This is a genomic window from Ancylobacter defluvii, from assembly GCF_018390605.1.
GTDB classification, from domain to species: domain Bacteria; phylum Pseudomonadota; class Alphaproteobacteria; order Rhizobiales; family Xanthobacteraceae; genus Ancylobacter; species Ancylobacter defluvii.
The window spans coordinates 307,842-323,195 of record NZ_JAHBGD010000017.1 but is presented as its reverse complement, the minus strand read 5'-3'; the positions used below and the strand labels follow the sequence as shown (position 1 = coordinate 323,195).

General features: G+C 63.1%; 22 protein-coding genes and 2 pseudogenes. 8 read left to right on the top strand and 16 right to left on the bottom strand.

The genetic code is table 11. The annotated features are described in order from the left end of the window. Positions 1–12: 12 nt before the first annotated feature. The 3 genes and pseudogenes from KHC24_RS13365 to KHC24_RS13355 all read right to left on the bottom strand — a co-directional run. A pseudogene (locus KHC24_RS13365) lies at positions 13–765 on the bottom strand (IS5 family transposase); the annotation flags it as partial. A gap of 63 nt (positions 766–828) precedes the next feature. Beyond that, positions 829–1,516 (bottom strand): annotated as a pseudogene (locus tag KHC24_RS13360) (efflux RND transporter permease subunit); the annotation flags it as partial. Between the two features lie 736 nt (positions 1,517–2,252). Next, positions 2,253–2,459, bottom strand: coding sequence for a hypothetical protein (locus KHC24_RS13355; RefSeq protein WP_213363750.1), 207 nt, complete (start codon positions 2,457–2,459; stop codon positions 2,253–2,255). A 590-nt stretch (positions 2,460–3,049) separates the two neighbouring features. Here KHC24_RS13355 and KHC24_RS13350 point away from each other — a divergent pair. The 5 genes from KHC24_RS13350 to KHC24_RS13330 all read left to right on the top strand — a co-directional run bounded on the left by KHC24_RS13350 (position 3,050) and on the right by KHC24_RS13330 (position 4,910). Continuing rightward, positions 3,050–3,283, top strand: coding sequence for a hypothetical protein (locus tag KHC24_RS13350; RefSeq protein ID WP_213363749.1), 234 nt, complete (start codon positions 3,050–3,052; stop codon positions 3,281–3,283). 413 nt (positions 3,284–3,696) lie between these two features. Beyond that, complete coding sequence (locus KHC24_RS13345) at positions 3,697–4,242, top strand: hypothetical protein (RefSeq protein ID WP_213363748.1); 546 nt, start codon at positions 3,697–3,699, stop codon at positions 4,240–4,242. After that, positions 4,226–4,438, top strand: coding sequence for a hypothetical protein (locus tag KHC24_RS13340; protein ID WP_213363747.1), 213 nt, complete (start codon positions 4,226–4,228; stop codon positions 4,436–4,438). The genes KHC24_RS13345 and KHC24_RS13340 overlap by 17 nt, the downstream gene beginning before the upstream one ends. After that, entirely contained in the window at positions 4,435–4,656 is a 222-nt protein-coding gene (locus KHC24_RS13335; protein ID WP_213363746.1) for a hypothetical protein, read from the top strand. The genes KHC24_RS13340 and KHC24_RS13335 overlap by 4 nt, the downstream gene beginning before the upstream one ends. A gap of 11 nt (positions 4,657–4,667) precedes the next feature. Continuing rightward, entirely contained in the window at positions 4,668–4,910 is a 243-nt protein-coding gene (locus tag KHC24_RS13330) for a hypothetical protein (RefSeq protein WP_213363745.1), read from the top strand. Between the two features lie 269 nt (positions 4,911–5,179). Here the strand turns inward: KHC24_RS13330 and KHC24_RS13325 are convergent, their stop codons facing one another. Further along, positions 5,180–6,091, bottom strand: a complete 912-nt coding sequence (locus tag KHC24_RS13325) for an MBL fold metallo-hydrolase (RefSeq protein WP_246546870.1) — start codon at positions 6,089–6,091, stop codon at positions 5,180–5,182. Between the two features lie 239 nt (positions 6,092–6,330). On the opposite strand from KHC24_RS13325, the gene KHC24_RS13320 reads away from it, so the two are divergent. Together KHC24_RS13320 and KHC24_RS13315 are read left to right on the top strand one after the other, a co-directional pair. Further along, positions 6,331–6,576 (top strand): hypothetical protein, encoded by a 246-nt coding sequence (locus tag KHC24_RS13320; protein ID WP_213363743.1) that lies wholly within the window; start codon positions 6,331–6,333, stop codon positions 6,574–6,576. A 106-nt stretch (positions 6,577–6,682) separates the two neighbouring features. Next, positions 6,683–7,363 (top strand): SOS response-associated peptidase, encoded by a 681-nt coding sequence (locus KHC24_RS13315; protein WP_213363742.1) that lies wholly within the window; start codon positions 6,683–6,685, stop codon positions 7,361–7,363. Here the strand turns inward: KHC24_RS13315 and KHC24_RS13310 are convergent, their stop codons facing one another. Beyond that, positions 7,364–7,603 carry a hypothetical protein gene (locus tag KHC24_RS13310; protein ID WP_213363741.1) on the bottom strand — a complete coding sequence of 80 codons (240 nt, stop codon included), beginning with the start codon at positions 7,601–7,603 and terminating at the stop codon, positions 7,364–7,366. After that, complete coding sequence (locus tag KHC24_RS13305) at positions 7,600–7,827, bottom strand: hypothetical protein (protein WP_213363740.1); 228 nt, start codon at positions 7,825–7,827, stop codon at positions 7,600–7,602. Before KHC24_RS13305 ends, KHC24_RS13310 begins: the two co-directional genes overlap by 4 nt. Positions 7,828–7,944: 117 nt before the next feature. On the opposite strand from KHC24_RS13305, the gene KHC24_RS13300 reads away from it, so the two are divergent. After that, positions 7,945–8,184 carry a hypothetical protein gene (locus KHC24_RS13300; protein ID WP_213363739.1) on the top strand — a complete coding sequence of 80 codons (240 nt, stop codon included), beginning with the start codon at positions 7,945–7,947 and terminating at the stop codon, positions 8,182–8,184. A gap of 299 nt (positions 8,185–8,483) precedes the next feature. Here the strand turns inward: KHC24_RS13300 and KHC24_RS13295 are convergent, their stop codons facing one another. The 10 genes from KHC24_RS13295 to KHC24_RS13245 all read right to left on the bottom strand — a co-directional run bounded on the left by KHC24_RS13295 (position 8,484) and on the right by KHC24_RS13245 (position 15,347). Next, the gene (locus KHC24_RS13295) at positions 8,484–8,720 is read right to left on the bottom strand and encodes a DUF982 domain-containing protein (RefSeq protein WP_213363738.1); all 237 of its coding nucleotides are present in this window, start codon (positions 8,718–8,720) and stop codon (positions 8,484–8,486) included. A 36-nt stretch (positions 8,721–8,756) separates the two neighbouring features. Then, complete coding sequence (locus tag KHC24_RS13290; protein WP_213363737.1) at positions 8,757–9,755, bottom strand: DUF6414 family protein; 999 nt, start codon at positions 9,753–9,755, stop codon at positions 8,757–8,759. Then, positions 9,664–10,134 (bottom strand): hypothetical protein, encoded by a 471-nt coding sequence (locus tag KHC24_RS13285; RefSeq protein WP_213363736.1) that lies wholly within the window; start codon positions 10,132–10,134, stop codon positions 9,664–9,666. The genes KHC24_RS13290 and KHC24_RS13285 overlap by 92 nt, the downstream gene beginning before the upstream one ends. Beyond that, a complete protein-coding gene (locus tag KHC24_RS13280; protein ID WP_213363735.1) occupies positions 10,131–10,637 on the bottom strand; it encodes a hypothetical protein in 507 nt (168 codons plus the stop codon). Before KHC24_RS13280 ends, KHC24_RS13285 begins: the two co-directional genes overlap by 4 nt. Further along, on the bottom strand, positions 10,634–10,825 hold the full coding sequence (locus KHC24_RS13275) for a hypothetical protein (RefSeq protein WP_213363734.1): 192 nt from the start codon (positions 10,823–10,825) through the stop codon (positions 10,634–10,636). Before KHC24_RS13275 ends, KHC24_RS13280 begins: the two co-directional genes overlap by 4 nt. Then, positions 10,825–11,115: a hypothetical protein gene (locus tag KHC24_RS13270; protein ID WP_213363733.1), complete on the bottom strand. Its 291-nt coding sequence runs from the start codon at positions 11,113–11,115 to the stop codon at positions 10,825–10,827. The genes KHC24_RS13275 and KHC24_RS13270 overlap by 1 nt, the downstream gene beginning before the upstream one ends. 18 nt (positions 11,116–11,133) lie before the next feature. After that, positions 11,134–11,514, bottom strand: coding sequence for a hypothetical protein (locus KHC24_RS13265; RefSeq protein WP_213363732.1), 381 nt, complete (start codon positions 11,512–11,514; stop codon positions 11,134–11,136). A 70-nt stretch (positions 11,515–11,584) separates the two neighbouring features. Further along, entirely contained in the window at positions 11,585–12,325 is a 741-nt protein-coding gene (locus KHC24_RS13260; RefSeq protein ID WP_246546868.1) for a peptidoglycan recognition protein family protein, read from the bottom strand. Between the two features lie 64 nt (positions 12,326–12,389). Continuing rightward, on the bottom strand, positions 12,390–13,067 hold the full coding sequence (locus KHC24_RS13250) for a hypothetical protein (protein ID WP_213363731.1): 678 nt from the start codon (positions 13,065–13,067) through the stop codon (positions 12,390–12,392). A 9-nt stretch (positions 13,068–13,076) separates the two neighbouring features. Continuing rightward, positions 13,077–15,347, bottom strand: a complete 2,271-nt coding sequence (locus tag KHC24_RS13245; protein WP_213363730.1) for an SGNH/GDSL hydrolase family protein — start codon at positions 15,345–15,347, stop codon at positions 13,077–13,079. Between the last annotated feature and the right edge of the window lie 7 nt (positions 15,348–15,354).

Here is a 15,354-nt window from a genome sequence, read left to right as displayed (position 1 = left end):
CGAGACACAACGCAGCCAGCATGAGACGAGGACTGCGAGGCAGAGGCTGGGGAGATAGTTTCTCGCGAACTTGTCGTATCGGGTGGCGATGCGGCGGAAGTCCTTGAGGCGACAGAACATGCGCTCGATGGCATTGCGTTTCCTCTAGTGCCTTTTGTCGAATGGATGCCGGTATTTTCGATCATCGTTGTTGGGGGATGATGGCGCGTGTCCCTCGGCTGGCGAGATCGTCGCGGACCTTGTCGCTGTCGCAGGCCTTGTCAGCGAGAAGCTCGTCGGCCGGCGGCACGGCGTCCAGCATGACCGGCAGCATCTTGATATCGGCCGCCTGGCCCGGCGTGAGGGCAAGAACCAGCGGCCGGCCCCGGCCGTCGCTCAGGGCAGGGATCTTAGTCGTTCGACCACCGCGGGAGCGACCGATCGCCTGACATTGCCCCCCCTCTTTTCGGCGCCGGCGGCCGAGCGGTGCGCCTTGATGTGGGTGCTGTCGGCGAGCAACTGGCGCGGCGTGCGGCAATCACCGGTCAGGGCGGCGTAGAGGCGCTGCCAGATCCCATTGCGGAAGCATCGGTTGAAGCGGTTGTAAACCGTGGTGTAGGGGCTGTAATCGATCGAACAATCGCGCCAGCGGCAGCCGCAGCGCAGCACATGGACGATACCCGACAGGATGCGCCGGTCATCGGCACGTGGCGGGCTGCCATAATGAGGCAGAAGCGGTTCGATTTTCGACCATTGGTCATCGTTCAACCAGAACAATCGGCTCATGGGACCTTCTCTATCCATGAACCGATCGAATCATAATTTGTTCGTTGAGTTTAGACCCTAATGCAGCCACGCCTCGACCAGCCTTGCGGCGTTTCTGGTTACTGCGATGCTGGTTCCCTCCGGCAGGCGCACCTCCACCAGGACCTCGGGCCGGTCGGAGACCGGGGAACTGCTGGCGCACCTTGCCCATGGCTACCACCGACACGGCGAAGAACGGCACCACGGCGCCGGCGACGATGAACTTGTGGCGTACCGCCCATGAGATGATGGCGCGGAGCCGCCGATAGCCGGGCGTGTCGTAGATGGCGTGGTGGCCGCCATCGGTAGGCTTGATGTCGGGTAGCAGTTTGACGCCAAGATAGGGCTTGAACGCCATCGCCACGAACCGCGACAGGATGAGCGCGAAGGCCATGATCCAGAGGATGTTGCCGGCATATTCGCCCGCCGAGGAATGGGCTAAGCCAACCGGCATGAGACCGATGATCGTCACCAGCGTGCCCGAGAGCATCGGTCCACGCCTTCCGCTATCTTCATCGTCATCACCTCGATGGCGATGAAGATAGCGTCGTCGACGAGCAGGCCGAGACCGAGAATGAACGCGCCCAGCGTGATGCGATCGAAGAAGCGGCCGGTCTCCAGCATGATGACGAAAACAACAGCAAGGGTGAGTGGCACCGCTGCGGCCACCACGATGCCGACCCGCCGGCCGAAGCTGATCAGGCTCTACCAGTAGCACCACGCCGACAGGCAGCCTCGAAAGTGGCTTCCTTCGTCACTTAAGCTATTCCCGCCTCACCGCCATACACATTCGCGGCCGGCAATCTCACAAATATCATGCCCATCGTGGCGTTCGGGGCGAACCGCACCGCACTCCTGAACACCGCCCGGAGTTTCGATCGTGGTTAGAAATACTTCATCTGGGATTCCGAATGTCCACGCAGCTCAGTAAGGGGCTCGGCTCAGGTCACATAGTTGCTCGCATTGGCACGATTCCGGCTGCGGTAACTCTTCGCGCAACGGTTCTGACGAACGTTTCGGCCGAGTAGCCGTTCAATCGTCCAATACCGTCAACCCAGATGCCAAGAATCACAAAGGACCGAGACTCGGCGATGTAATTATACTCGGTAGGAAGTTGGTCGAGCGTAGTCAGTCTCGTCGTGAAGGCACGTGTCTGATTAGGGGCGCCGAAGCTCACAAATCGGACATATGCATGCCGCGATAGAGGGATGTTCGTGCGGTCGGTCGAATCAAGCATTCCACCTCTCCCTTGTGAGGGAAAGATCACATGTGATTCGGCCGCTGCCAAGTTGCCCACCGCTTTCAACGGCAGAAAAATCTTACCATTTTATTACGCTGAGGGTCGTCGACGGGGGAACAAGACGCTGGGCGCTCCATATACACCACATTTGCGTCGATATTTTCGCCGTCCAATCCTGCAGAGGCGAGCAGGAGCGGTAACCGAAATGATACAGAACGGAGTTGCACGGCTATATGCGCGGTAGTTCTTTGACGAGGCGCCGGATGTCGTTGAGCGCCAGTACCTTCCCACCATGTGGGGTGTACCCGGTCGGAATACGGACGTGCCAGGCGGGGTTTTCGTCGATCATTTCCACTGCTTCCAAGAGCGGAACTTTCAAGTCGCCTTCGCGAATGGTCAGCACTTTAACCATGCTCTTGAGCGTGAGATCAGGCATCGAATCCTCCCAGGTACTTAGTGATTTTTCAGCTACATTCGCATGCCGATTGCCAATCTGCTAGGAGGCTCGGTGCGAAGCAGAGCGCACCGCTGCGCGCGAGATCTGCGAGAAGAGTCCCCGCTTCGGCAATGATATTTTCCGATCGCGGATTTCGCCTGTCGTCTGCGCCTGCCGCTGTTCACATGTGGGCTGCGAGACGCCATGCACTTACGTCAGCAGCAAAGGTTCTTCAAGCAGCGCCTGCCAATGCCACAAGCGTGATGGTCTTCGAGCCATTATCCTAGGGGAGGCGGTCGTCGGTGCGCGTTTCTGTTGCTTGCGTAACTTCGAGTGTTCATTCTCGCGCTGCGGACAGCCTGAATGGGGTATCTGGTGCCGGCTGATCGGTTCGCTTTCCTGCACTGGGACGAAGTCGGTCGGTATTCGGCAAAGCCGCCAGGTGGACGGCGCGTTGAGCTGGACTTATCAAGAGCGCCGAGATGCAAAGCCAATCTTGTGACGCGGCGCAATTTTTGCGTGACGGAAATAATTTATGATCGCATAAGGTGTAGGCCTGATACGATAACTCGTGCCGAGAAGAGGTTCCAATGGGAACAGTCGCAGCAGAAATAGACGCTGCTATCACCAAGCTAATGGCGGCTGCGACTGCGGAGCGACAGCAACGTGCGTCTGATGCCGGCCTGGAGGGTTATGGCGAACTCGATCCCTTCAGCACAGCCCTGCTTGAGGCCATTTTCAGCGCGCTCAATGGAATTAAAGCCAGCCTGATCGACACATCCCAATCTACCGAAGTGTCGAAACGCCATGCAGCGGAGGGCTGAGCGGTAACACGCATTGTGGTCATGCCGGTCAATTCGTCATTCACAAGCGTTTTGGCGATGACAGTTGCGCGCTAAGCCTAACCCAACGCTCAGTGGGGGCCACGGTCAGGCAGCTTTGAGTTTGTCGGCGGAACTGGATTTCCAGTTCGAGGGCAGCAGTTGGTGCCGTCGTTTCTGCGGGGTGTCGCGAAGGGGGGCTGTCTGTTGCCGCTTATTGGTGGGAAGCGTGATTACGCATCCGGTGCTGGCAACAGCTCAGCTCGACCGCAACTTCACGGCCATTTCGCCGAACTGAGCCAGGCTCCCAACCTACCGCCAAACGGCCGATATTGTTGGTGAACGTTGGTAGCGGAGGTCCGTTCTTCGTCGCCCCCCCGGCTGGAAATCCCCGCTTTCCAATGGAAGTTGGTCGCATGATGAACCCCGCGATCGACTACGAGCTCGCAGACGATGCGGCCACGACGCTCGCCGCCTGCGCCATGCTGCCGAACCGGGTCCGCGTCGAACTCTTGGAGAAGTTCGCCGAGCAGCATGGCATGCCGGCACTGATCGAGGCATTCGCCCAGTTCGTCGGCCTTGCGAACTCGGTCGTGGCGAACGTGCGGGACGGTGCGGAGCTCCTGCTGATCACCGAGGGCGGCTATCACCCGCACGACGCCGAGAAGGTGAACCTTCCAACCATCTTCGGCGCACTGCTCGGCGTTCAACTGGCCCGCGTGCCGCAGGACAATCCCGCCATGTGCGGCTCCTGCGCCTTCCGGCGCGGCTCGATCGCCAACCAGTGCACCTCGACAGTGATCGACGCCGGGGAGACGCTCGGCCCCGGCGAGCCGGCCTTCCTGTGTCACGAGGAAGATGAAGGTGTGGTGCCTCACCGCGCCTGCGGCGGCTATGCGGTCGCGAAGAAGGCGGCCCGGAACCACAAGATCGAGGCCGTGCCGAATGACGGACACCGCTGAGGATCGAATCGAAGCGGGGGAGCCGGTCCACATGGAGTTCACGGCCGAGGGCCGGCGCTGGTGGCTGAACGATCCCTATCAGGAAGTCGAGCGGGCTGTGGTCCGCCGGCTCGGCAACCGCCTCGTGGAAGCGGGGGATTCCCTGTTCGGCTGGCCCGGGTTCTCGCAGACCTGGCGAGCAGCGAGGGACGGATGACCCATCTGCAACCGACACTCCACTTCGTCGCGTTCCGCGGCGATGAGTTCTGGTCTGCCGTCAGGATCTGGGGGCGACCCGACTTCATTCATCGCCGGTGGGATCAGCGAGCAAAGCGCGAGATCGCTCCCGGCGATACGATAATTTTTGCCACCGGGTCTGAGGCGGATCCTCCGAGCGGCTATAATGGCAACGACCTCGACGAGCCGTCGCCATAGGAGGAGCTGCCGTGTCACCCGATAACGCCGTCATCTTAAGGTACATCTATGACGACTGGCGCCGCACCAAAGGTGATCTCGGGTTCCATAGTGCGGCGTCGCTTCAGGATTTTGTGACCGCACTCTCGATGACGATCGACACAGATGTGGCGCTGAGGGCGTTGGCTGAGGAAGGACTGCTCAACCGAGAGGTCGACGGATTCTACACGCTTTCGCGGAAAGGCATCGCGACCGGACAGGAGTGGTTCCGGTAGGAGGACATCATGGCGCGCGTGACCTATTTCGTCGTGAACCCGTTCGCGCGGAACGACGAGGCGCGTTGATCGCTCTCGAGCCTGTCGAATGCCGCAGTGCGAACACGCCAAGTCTCAGGCCCAGCAGTTGGCTGCCGCGTCGCTCTCGGGACAAGGAGGGGTAGTCACTCCTCCTTCTCGAACTTCAGGCCGATAGACTGAAGGAACGTGGCAAGGCTCCGCTATGCTTCGGCTCTGTCATCCTGCAGGGGGTGCCGCCGATTGGTCGCTCAGTAGTCCCACCAGGCGGGTACCCAGCGAAAGAGCTGGCCGTCAGCCGCCACGCGACCGACGGATGGGAACGGCATATGCGTCGACACCAGCCACGAGCCGGTCGTCGCCAATTCCTGCATCAGTCGCAACCGAACTCGGGTCGCCTCGTCGGGATCATGTTCGAAACCGTTATGCCATTCGGGGTGGTCGAACGAGACCGGGAATATGGCGTCGCCGCCGAACATCAACCGGTCGGCGCCGGACGCGATGCGGACGACGCTGTGGCCAGGGGTATGACCTCCGGTGCGAGTGACGACCACCCCTGGCGCAACCTGCTGGCTCTGCTCGAACGTACGCAGCTCTGCATGGTACATCTTCAAAAAGCGCTTCGACGCATGTCTGGCAATCTCCGCAAGATCTGGCGGCATGCCGGTTCGGGAGAAATCAGGCGCTTCCCAGAACTTGGCCTCGGCAGCGGATACATGGACCCGTAGGTCTGGACGCATTTGCTCCTTCACCCCTTCGACGAGGAGCCCCCCGACATGATCGAAGTGCATGTGCGTCAGCACCACGTCGGTCACAGAAGCCAGATCGACGCCGGCTGCCGCCAGCCGATGGCCGAATAGTCCGGCGCGTGTGAAATCCGGGACCTCGCCACCAATTCCGCTGTCGATGAGAATCGTCTGGTTCCCGCTGCGCACCACAACCGCGTTCAGCGCCCAATCGAAGGTATCGTGCGCGAGGAACGAACGGTCCAGCCAGGCGTTTCGGGTCGCCGGGTCGGCATTCGTCGCCATCGACTCGGCCGGAGGCTCAAGAACTCCGTCGCTGATCACAAGGACATTGATCTCACCGACGCGTATCGGGTAGCGCGACGGAACCAAATCGTCGCGCCGCTGCCTTTCGGACGGGATATCCATGTTCTTCATTGTTTGTGGCTGTCTCATCTGAGCCTCCTGCAGATCCTGTCATTTCGGCCTTGTCGGCCGCCTCCATCAGCGACGGCGGCGTCGGCAAGTAGGCTCGGATCGGACGCCCGGCGAAATCAGACGCGGGTCTAGGTGATCTGGACCAAAGTCCAGGGGGGTACCCCCTCACCGGATAGCATCGCCTCGACGTAGTCTCTCAGCCGTGATTAGCTTCCGGCACCTGAAGAGGAGACGGTTCGATGAAGTCGCTCATCACGCTCGCCGTTCTGGTTGCCTTCGCTGGGCCTGCGCTGGCCGATAGCTGCGTCGCGAACGCCGACGCCAAGAAGCTAGCGGGAGCTGCCCGAACCAGCTTCCTCGGAAAGTGCGAGCGGGATGCGCAAGCAGCTTGCGACACACAGGCCACTACCAAGAAACTGGCCGGTGCTGCCAAGACAAGCTTCACGACCAAGTGCGTCAAGGACAGCGTCGGCGCAGCTCCGTGATGGGGTGGTATTGGGCAGGCATAGGCATAGGGGCAGCCTTCGCGGTAGCGGTATGCCTGCATTATCGACACCGCGCGCTACACCCGCCCGCGGACCATTAGCGACCATGTGCAACCTCTACAGCCACCACTCGAACCTGCAGGCGATCACCGACCTGGTGGGGACGCTGAGGAACGGCGCCGGCAATCTGGCGCCGCAATCGGGCATCTATCCTGATTATCCTGCCCCCATCGTGCGCTCGGCCGCCGACGGCGAGCCCGAGCTCGTCATGGCACGCTGGGGCATGCCGAGCCCGGCCTTCGCTCTGGAGGGCAAGAAGACTGACAAGGGCGTCACCAACATCCGCAACACCGGCTCGCCACACTGGCGCCGCTGGCTGGGCGTTGAGCATCGCTGCCTCGTGCCCTTCACGTCCTTCTCCGAGCCGCCGGCCGGGGCGCGCGGACCGGACACATGGTCATGGTTCGCCCTGTCACCTGACGAACCGCTGGCCTTCTTCGCCGGCCTCTGGACGCGCTGGACATCCGTCCGCAAGCTGAAGGAAGGCGAGGTCACCACCGACCTCTACGGCTTCCTCACTACCGAACCCAACGGCGTCGTCGGGTCCGTCCACACCAAGGCGATGCCGGTGATCCTGACGACTGAGGAAGAACGCGACGTTTGGATGCGTGCGCCGTGGGATGAGGCCAAGGCGCTTCAGCGGCCTCTGCCAGACGACGCCGTCGTGATCGTGGGGCGGCCGGCGGCCGATGACATGGCGCCGCCGGCGCAACCCGCGCTATTCTGATCAGGAATCCATCCCACCGAAGCCCGGCGGACGTTCATAGGGCGCCGCGTCGATGGCGGCGGTCAGCTGCATATCCATCAGGATCAGCGAGTAGTTGAGGATGTCGCAGCCCAGATAGGCGGTCGTGCCGATCGGCAGCCGCGCCGCCCACTGCCGAACATGATGTTGGAATTCCCGCACCTCGCGTCGCATTTCCTGGGCTTCGTGCGCGTGGAGTGCTCGCTGGGTTCGCTTGCTCACGATCCCGCTCCCTCTTTCAGGTGCCGCGATGGCCGGCCCCGGACATAGCCCCAAGAGGCCTCCTGTTTTGCGGCTTCCAGGGCGACTTCCATGAACTGGCCGGCGATCAGCAACGTTCGCACGGTTTCGCGCGCGTCACCCCCGCAGGCGGCTATCGCCTCGTCCACGTCGGCATCGGTGATGACAATAGGTTGCTGTTCGGCGGGCTGCTGCTCGCTCGGCATGGTCGGCTCCATCGGTTGATGAGCAGATTGATTCCATGAGAACGAAAATAGAACAAGCCCGATCCCGGTAGGGGTGTTAGAACCTCCCCTCGGTGCTCAATCGGAGGAGCGACGTAGATGGCGAGCGTGACCTATTACGTGGTGCTGCCGTTCGTGCGGGATGAGGAGGGTGATCTCGTCGCGCAGGAGGGCATCGAGCTGCAGAGTGCGGCGGCCGCCAAGTCGAAGGCGTCGCTGCTGGCCGGCAGCAAAGCAGGCGTGGTGGCCTTCTCGCGCACGGGCGATCCGAGCCAGGGTGAGTTCGAGCCGGCCGTGGTGATTGCGCGCTACGGCGAGACGCCGGACGATTTGGAATAGCTCGCAACGGCATCAATCGTGCAACTCGGGCAGACCTCGGAACCCTCGATCTGCTTGAGCTCGGCGATGTCGACACTATCCTCCCTGCCGGACACAAATCAAAAACGCCGGGTGATGATGCGATCTGTGCCCCTCGTCGGGATCAGCGATCCGGCTTCTGGCTCGCTCGCTCGCGTGGATCGCGCTGAGTTCAAATGCACACGATGCGGGCTGAGTGCCGAGATAAAACGCAGGCTCACCTTCTCTGAGCTTGCTCGCGGCATCCCCTGCACGATCTGCAACCAGCCCGGAGCTACGCGCTAGGCCAGGATGCCTGCCTCCTCGGCGGCCGCCACCAGCGCCGCCCGGAAGGCCTCGACTGAGGACTTGCCGTCGAGCGCGTCCAGCGCGGCCTGACGCGCCGCTAGGTGCAGGGTTGTGTCCTCGGCCGTCGGCCATTTCGTCAGCAGGAACAGCGCCGCACCCTCTACGTCGGTGAGGGTGCGCATCATCGAATCGGTCTCCCAGACGCTGACAGGCCGCATGTCCTTCCGCATGGCCGATTCAATCGCGGCGCTCGCGAATGGTTCGGATTATGCGCCGGGAGCTTCAATAGCCTCGTCTGCGGGTTCACCGTTCACATCGCGGAAAATCAACAAAGGCGTTACGCCCCATGTCAATGGCGGTCGACCCAACACTGACCGAGCGGCAGGAGCAAGGCGAGCAGCCAATTGCGCCACCTCAGTTCCCGCCATCTTGGCGAACACCTCTGTAAACAGCTCGCCATCTTCAGAGCGCATATCCGCCACGTAAGGCTGCGCATCGAGAATCCCAAGCATGTACCAGTCGCCTTCGATCACCGCACCATGTTTCAGCACCAAATCGCCGGATCTTCCGACAATCGATGCTTCATCCAAGGTGCTCCATACGCCACCTCCAGCTGTGATCATCTTAATTTGAATTGAATGTGGCAGAATAGATAACAGCGACAGGACAAGATCGATATGGTCAGAAATCTGCGACGATGGAGATTTTGATTTCACGCCGTTCGCTCGGCGCTCGGCTCTATTTCCAGCCGGGATAGGGTCCGCGCCGGCTTTCATTAGCTTTTGTATAGGCGCTTTCTCCCACGCTCCTTTAAGCATAGCTAAATCAAATAGCAGAATGGTACCGCGAATAAGGACGAACTGGCCAATGCGCGCCGTTTGAATGTCACGCTCGACCATGTCATTTTCGGCAAGAAAATCCAGAAGCGTTCTAGCATTAGTCCAAAGTGGATCGTAGATATGCTCAGCTACATCCTTCTCGTCGTCGACATTTTGAATATCTAGGTCTGTGCGTCCTCCGGCTACACCGGGCACGCCAATATTGGCAGAGGCGGAGGTCCTTCTCGTCGAGGTACGCCCCACACTTTCCGTTGCCCTTACACTTTGCGTAGAGCCGTAAGACTGGAACTGCGCCAGATAAGATGCGACACGACGGGCGTCATGATACAAAAAATCATAGACTGAATTTTTTCCGCGGGCCGTCGACTGCGCCTCGGAGCCTCTCGCGTCGCTCGTCAGCTGATCGCCGGATTTCATCGCTGTCATTTCGATTTCGTTTGAGGGCATCGACGATTTCTTTCGGATCTAAAGGCGCAACGTGACCTTTGCCCTTCGCCACATCTTTTTCCCGCGTGTCACGCTTGGTCATGTGTCCGCTCACGACGATGCAGGTCGATCTGCTTTTCGGCCATTGCCAAAACCATAGAATGCCGCGACGACTGGGTAAAGAACCCGTTCCAGCCGTGGCACGTCCTGTTATCTCGTCACATACCTCAAGGATCGCGCGCGCGAACCGGCGCAACTCGGACGGGTCGCCATGCACATCGTTGTGCCCCCTCGAAACCATCAGACGGCCGGTCGGCACGTCGAGCACGGCATGATCGGCGCCGGGGACGCGCAGGACGCGCGCCTCGGGCGGGATCATCCCGGCAGGCCCAGGCGCGGGAACTGCGACCCGATGATCATGCCGGCGATCAGGCCGGCCATCCCGAACGCCACGCCGATCCAGATGATGTTCCGGCGCGGCACCCGACCGTTGATCGCATCCGGCACGGCGATGTGATGCAGGCCGGCGATGGTGGTCAGGACCGCCGGCATGAACCAGAAGGCCAGCGAGGTCCAATACTCCGGCCGTCCGTTCCAGCGCCAGGCGAGGCCGACGATGGAGCCGTAGAAATCGGCGGCGAACGCCAGCAGGATCCCGATCACCAGCCCGTTGCTGGGCTCCGGCTCATTGGCCCGGCAGATCTGCACCACCGACCAGCCATAGATGATCACCACCATCAAAGCGACGGCCGCCCGCAGGCTCTGAACCGCCACGGCGAGCCACAGCGGGGCGGTGTCGGGCATGAGGATGAAATAGGAGGCGAGCGCCAGGACATTCGCCGCCATGATGGCGCGGGGGCGCGGAAAAGCGATACCGGTCATCTCATATCCCAGCTGTGGTTTACCGCCTCGATGGCACTGCGCGTGTTCAAGGTCACGTCGCGGACGATGGCCGCGGCGTGTTCGGATTCGGCCACGCTCCGATCAACAGCGCGCTGGTGGCGGGCGAGCGCGTCGCTGAGTTCGGCAGGGCGGCGTCCGGCAAGGAGGTCGATCAGCTTGCGCAGCATCAGCGGGAACCCCTTTCCGCCCGCGCCATCGCGAGAGCGGTCTCAAGCTTGGCAATGGCCAGCATCAGGGCGCTGTGGTTCTCTTGGACCATCTCGGCGAGGCCGCGCCGGTCGCCCGACGCCGCCTCGATTGCGCGTGTGGAAAGCGTGAGGGCGGCGACGACGTCCTTGGTCTCGGACAGCCGGCCGGAGAACAGCGCCCAGATGGCGCCGAGCAGGCCCACGTTGAGGAGGATCGACGCCGCCGCCAGCCACCAATGAGGACCGGCCTCGAGCAGCTTTTCGACCATGGGCGTGGCATCCATGGATCAGAGGCCCGTCGGCTTCTGCTCCGGCGGGATCGCCGCCGTCAGCACGCCCACCTTCGCGACAACCTTTTCCGCCAGAGCCACGGAATGAAGGTCGAAATGCTTCACCGCGTCAGGCGCGGCGGCCCGCACATAAGCCACCGCATCGGAGAGTGCACCGGGGTGGATCGCCCCGGTGCCGATCTTGCCGCCCAGCTGCATGACGACCTGGCCGGCCGCGTTGGTGATCGCCGTCTGCAATGCGTCGCGGCGGGCCGTCTCGATGTCGAGGCCGACCTTGTCGCGCAGCAGCTTCACCAGATAGGCGACCAGCGCGGTGGCGAGGATGGCGAGCAGCTCGCCAAGGATGGGCAGCAGCGGCTGCACGAGGGTCGTGAGCATATTCCGGGCCTCCAAATGAAAAGGCCGCCCGGCGGGCGGCGGAAGGGGCGTCGAGGGCGGTCAGGCGGCGCTAGACCAGCCTGCCGAGGGCATCGTTGCGGACGTCGAACGACGGGCAGGCTTTGGCGGCATACTGGTTGTGCCCGGTCACCTTCCTGATGCCGGGATGCTTGGCAGCCAGCTGCTGCACCAGCCAGAGCAACGAGGCGCGCTGTGCCGCGGTGCGGGTGTCCTTTGCCGTCTTCCCGTCGGCAGCGACGCCGCCGACATAGCTGATGCCGATGGTGCCGGTGTTGTGGCCCGCGACATGGGCGCCCACCTGGCCAACCGGCCGGCCGACCATCACGCGGCCGTCGCGGTAGACGACATAGTGGTAGCCGATATCGGAGAAGCCCCGATCCTTGTGCCAGGCGCGGATGTCCGCGACCGTGTAATCCTTGCCCTCGGGCGTCGCCGTGCAATGCACGATGATCTCGCTGATCGGCCGCGAGGTGGCCAGCAGCGCCAGCGTGCCGGCGTTCGGCGGCGGGGCCGCGCCGGCGGGCACAGGCTGCGCCATCGCCGACTTGTCCGGCTCCACCTTGCCCGGCTTGGCCGCCGTGGTGGCCCGCTCCAGCGCCGTCTGGGTCTGCGGGCCGGCGATCCCGTCCACAACCAGCCCGACAATCGCCTGAAAAGCGCGGACGGCCCGCTCCGTTGCCGGGCCGAAGTCGCCATCGGCCTTGATGGGTTGCAGCAGCGCTGCGTTGAGGCGCGTCTGTAGAGCGCTGACAGCAGGGCCGCTGCTGCCACGCCGCAGAATGACGGTCATTTCATGCTCCAGATATGAAAATGCCGCCCAGCGGGCGGCGGCAGCGAGAGCTTTGCGGCGCGCGCTACGGCGTCGCCATCGAGATCAGTTCGGCATCCGTCACCGCCGCCGCGATGACCGCCATCCGCGTGGCGGTGCCTCCCCAGGGACGGGCGTAATCGATGCCCCGGTTCTTCACCACTACGCGGGAGAGAGACGTCGGCAGGAGCGCGGTGCCGTTGGTCCGAACCGCCGCGCCATTATAGGAGACGCCAAGGTTTGACGTCGCGAACCTCGCCGCGATGCTGACATGGGTGCTGTTCGGGAGCACCGCCAGCGACCGCATTTCATCGCCGGTCTGGATCGCCCCTCCCACGTAGCAGCCGATCTCGCCCCGCCCGGCCGGTGAGACCTGGGTGCGGTCGATCCAGATGGCGTTGTCGAGCAGATCGCCATCGTCCCCGTCATCGAGCGCCAGCGCCCACTGGGCCGCACCGCTCGGCGTCGAGCCGGCGGCGACACCTTCGAAGAACAGCGAGCACGTCGTGATCGCGCTCGGGAGAATGATGGAATCGCCGCTCGGGTTCTCGGTATAGAACCCCGCCGTCACCATATCGGCGAGCGCGTCATAGACGGTTCCATTGTAATAGAACCGCTGGTTGGCGTAATCGAAGTCGAGGATCGCACTCACGAACGGCCAAGGGTATTTGGCAACGACGGCGTCATCATCGAAATTGATGTCGGACACGATCAGGATCGTCATTTGTCTCTCCTAGAAAAGCCAGGGAACGTCGATGGCGTACTGCTCGGCCCACCGCTCCAGGCCGGGGACGTTCGCGTGGACGCCGTCGCCATTGTTGAAGGCGGGGTTCCAGGCGCCATCGTCGCCGCCTAGCGAGAGCGCCCGCGCCACATCGACGTACGGGTAATCGCCGAAATACCGGCTCCTGATCCATCCATTGATGGTCGTGTTCTTGGCGGTGGAGCCCGTGCGCGGCGCGAGCGTTTGCAGGATCGGCGTCGCGCCGCGCGCCAGCACCTTGGCAATAGCCGCCGCCGTGTTGGCCTGCCACGTCGCGGTGTTGGTGTCGTTGGTGCCCTGTCCGAGCACGACGAACTGGGGGTTGAAGATGTCGAGATCGACGGGCATGCGATCGAGCATCCCGCCGGACGTGTCGCCGCTGCGGCAGACATTGAGCATGTCGCCGCGACCACGAAGGGCCTCGACCTGGTGCGCCCAGCCATAGCGCCAGTCGGGAACGCCGCCGAACCCCTCGCCGTTGCTGTCGCCGAACAGCAGGCCGAACGGCTTTTGCTGAACGCCGGCATAGAATTCGACGAGGCGGACGAACACGTTGCCGGACAGGAACGCCAGGCCGGGCTTGCCCCACTGGCGACCGGCGCCGTCCGCGTCATCCTGCTCGCCCGAGAGGGTGACGACCTTGCCGGTGATCGTGTCGGTGAAGCGGGCAATGTTGACGCCGCCGAGCTTTTCGAGGTCGACGACATAGTCGCGGCCGGCGACCAGGGTGAACGGGATGGCGACGGACTTGCCGCCGGTCGGTGCACCCGACCCGTTCCACGGCTGCATCAGCAGCACGGCACTCGATGCGCCAAGGGAGGCGTCGACGGTAACGACGGTTCCCAGCGTGTAGGAACCGCCATCCATCGGGTAGGTGACGACGGCCACCTTGGAGGTCGGGTCATCGAGGCGGATATGGGCGACGATCCGCTTGCGGCCGAGGGCCGAGAAGGTGTCGAACATCGCCAGGGTCGCCCAGTCCCCCGTGGGCGGCGACACCAGCCCGTTCGAAACCGTCCATCCGGTGACGGACCATCCCGCGGGGATCGAGGTGCCGGCGAAGAACTGGCGAAAGACCGTGGTGAGACCGGCATGCCGGGCGACGCCGGCGATGGCGCCGTAGATATTGTCGATCTCCTTGCAGAGGATCCTGCCCGACGGAGTGACGGTGAACCCACCTTTACCGTTCGGCCCGGCAATGGCCAGCAGATCCGCAGAGGCAATGACCTTCACGGAGAGGCCGGCTTGCGCGCCCGCGTCCGCCTTGCTCTCGATCTCCCTGATATGCTTGTTCAGGATCCTGCCCGACGGGGTGACGGTGAACCCACTTTTGCCATTCGGTCCGACAATGGCGACCATGTCGGCATCGTCCGTGATGGGCGCCCGCGCATCCAGAGCGGCCTTGTTCGCGGCCGGCGTCATGGCTTTGCTGGTGATCTCCCCCGCGACAGCTTCCGCATTGGTGGCGGCCGGCACCGTGATGGTGCGCGGGGCGTCCAGCGGGCCGCCACCCGACGCCAGCCCTGCGCCGGTCACGGTGATCGACTTGTCGGCCTTCAGGGCGAGATCGGCGCCGCCGGAGATGACATCGGTCACGTCGACCAGCCGCCCGATGACGGCGAGCCGCGTCGTCTGGCCGCTTCCGAATACGCGCACGAAGGGCACGCCATAGCGGCTGGTCGCGGGGATGGTGTAATCGAGCGTGCCCGGCGCACCGGCCTTGCCGATCAGGAAGGAGCTGCGCACCACGCCATCCGCCACCACCGGCGCCAGCACGTCGCCCAGTCGCGCCGTGCTCACATGCGTCTTGCTGGCCGACAGGTTCTGGATGCGCAGCTCGATCCCGTGGCCGAGCGGGTCGGACGGATCGACCGCGCGCTTCAGCGCGAAGTCGACCTTGTAGACGTGGCCATCCTCGAACGCGAAATCCGTGCGCAGCGCGATATCGCGGTAACCGGCCTCGGGATCGATATCCTCGCCATCGATCTCCAGCACGAAGCCCAGATCGGTGTCGACGACGATCTCGCCGAACCCAGCGATCGGCCGCTCGGCCGCCGGCCCGGTGGTGACAGCCGAGTAGGTGAGCACATCGTCGCCCGGCCGGGCGATCATCGGCAGCGTGCCACGCGCCTCGAGCGTCGCCACCTTCGGCGTGACGGTGTTCACCCCCTCGATAGCCGCATTATTCTTGGCGCGCACGTCAGCGAGCTCATCGCCGTCGGCGATTGGATCAATATCCATGTTGTCC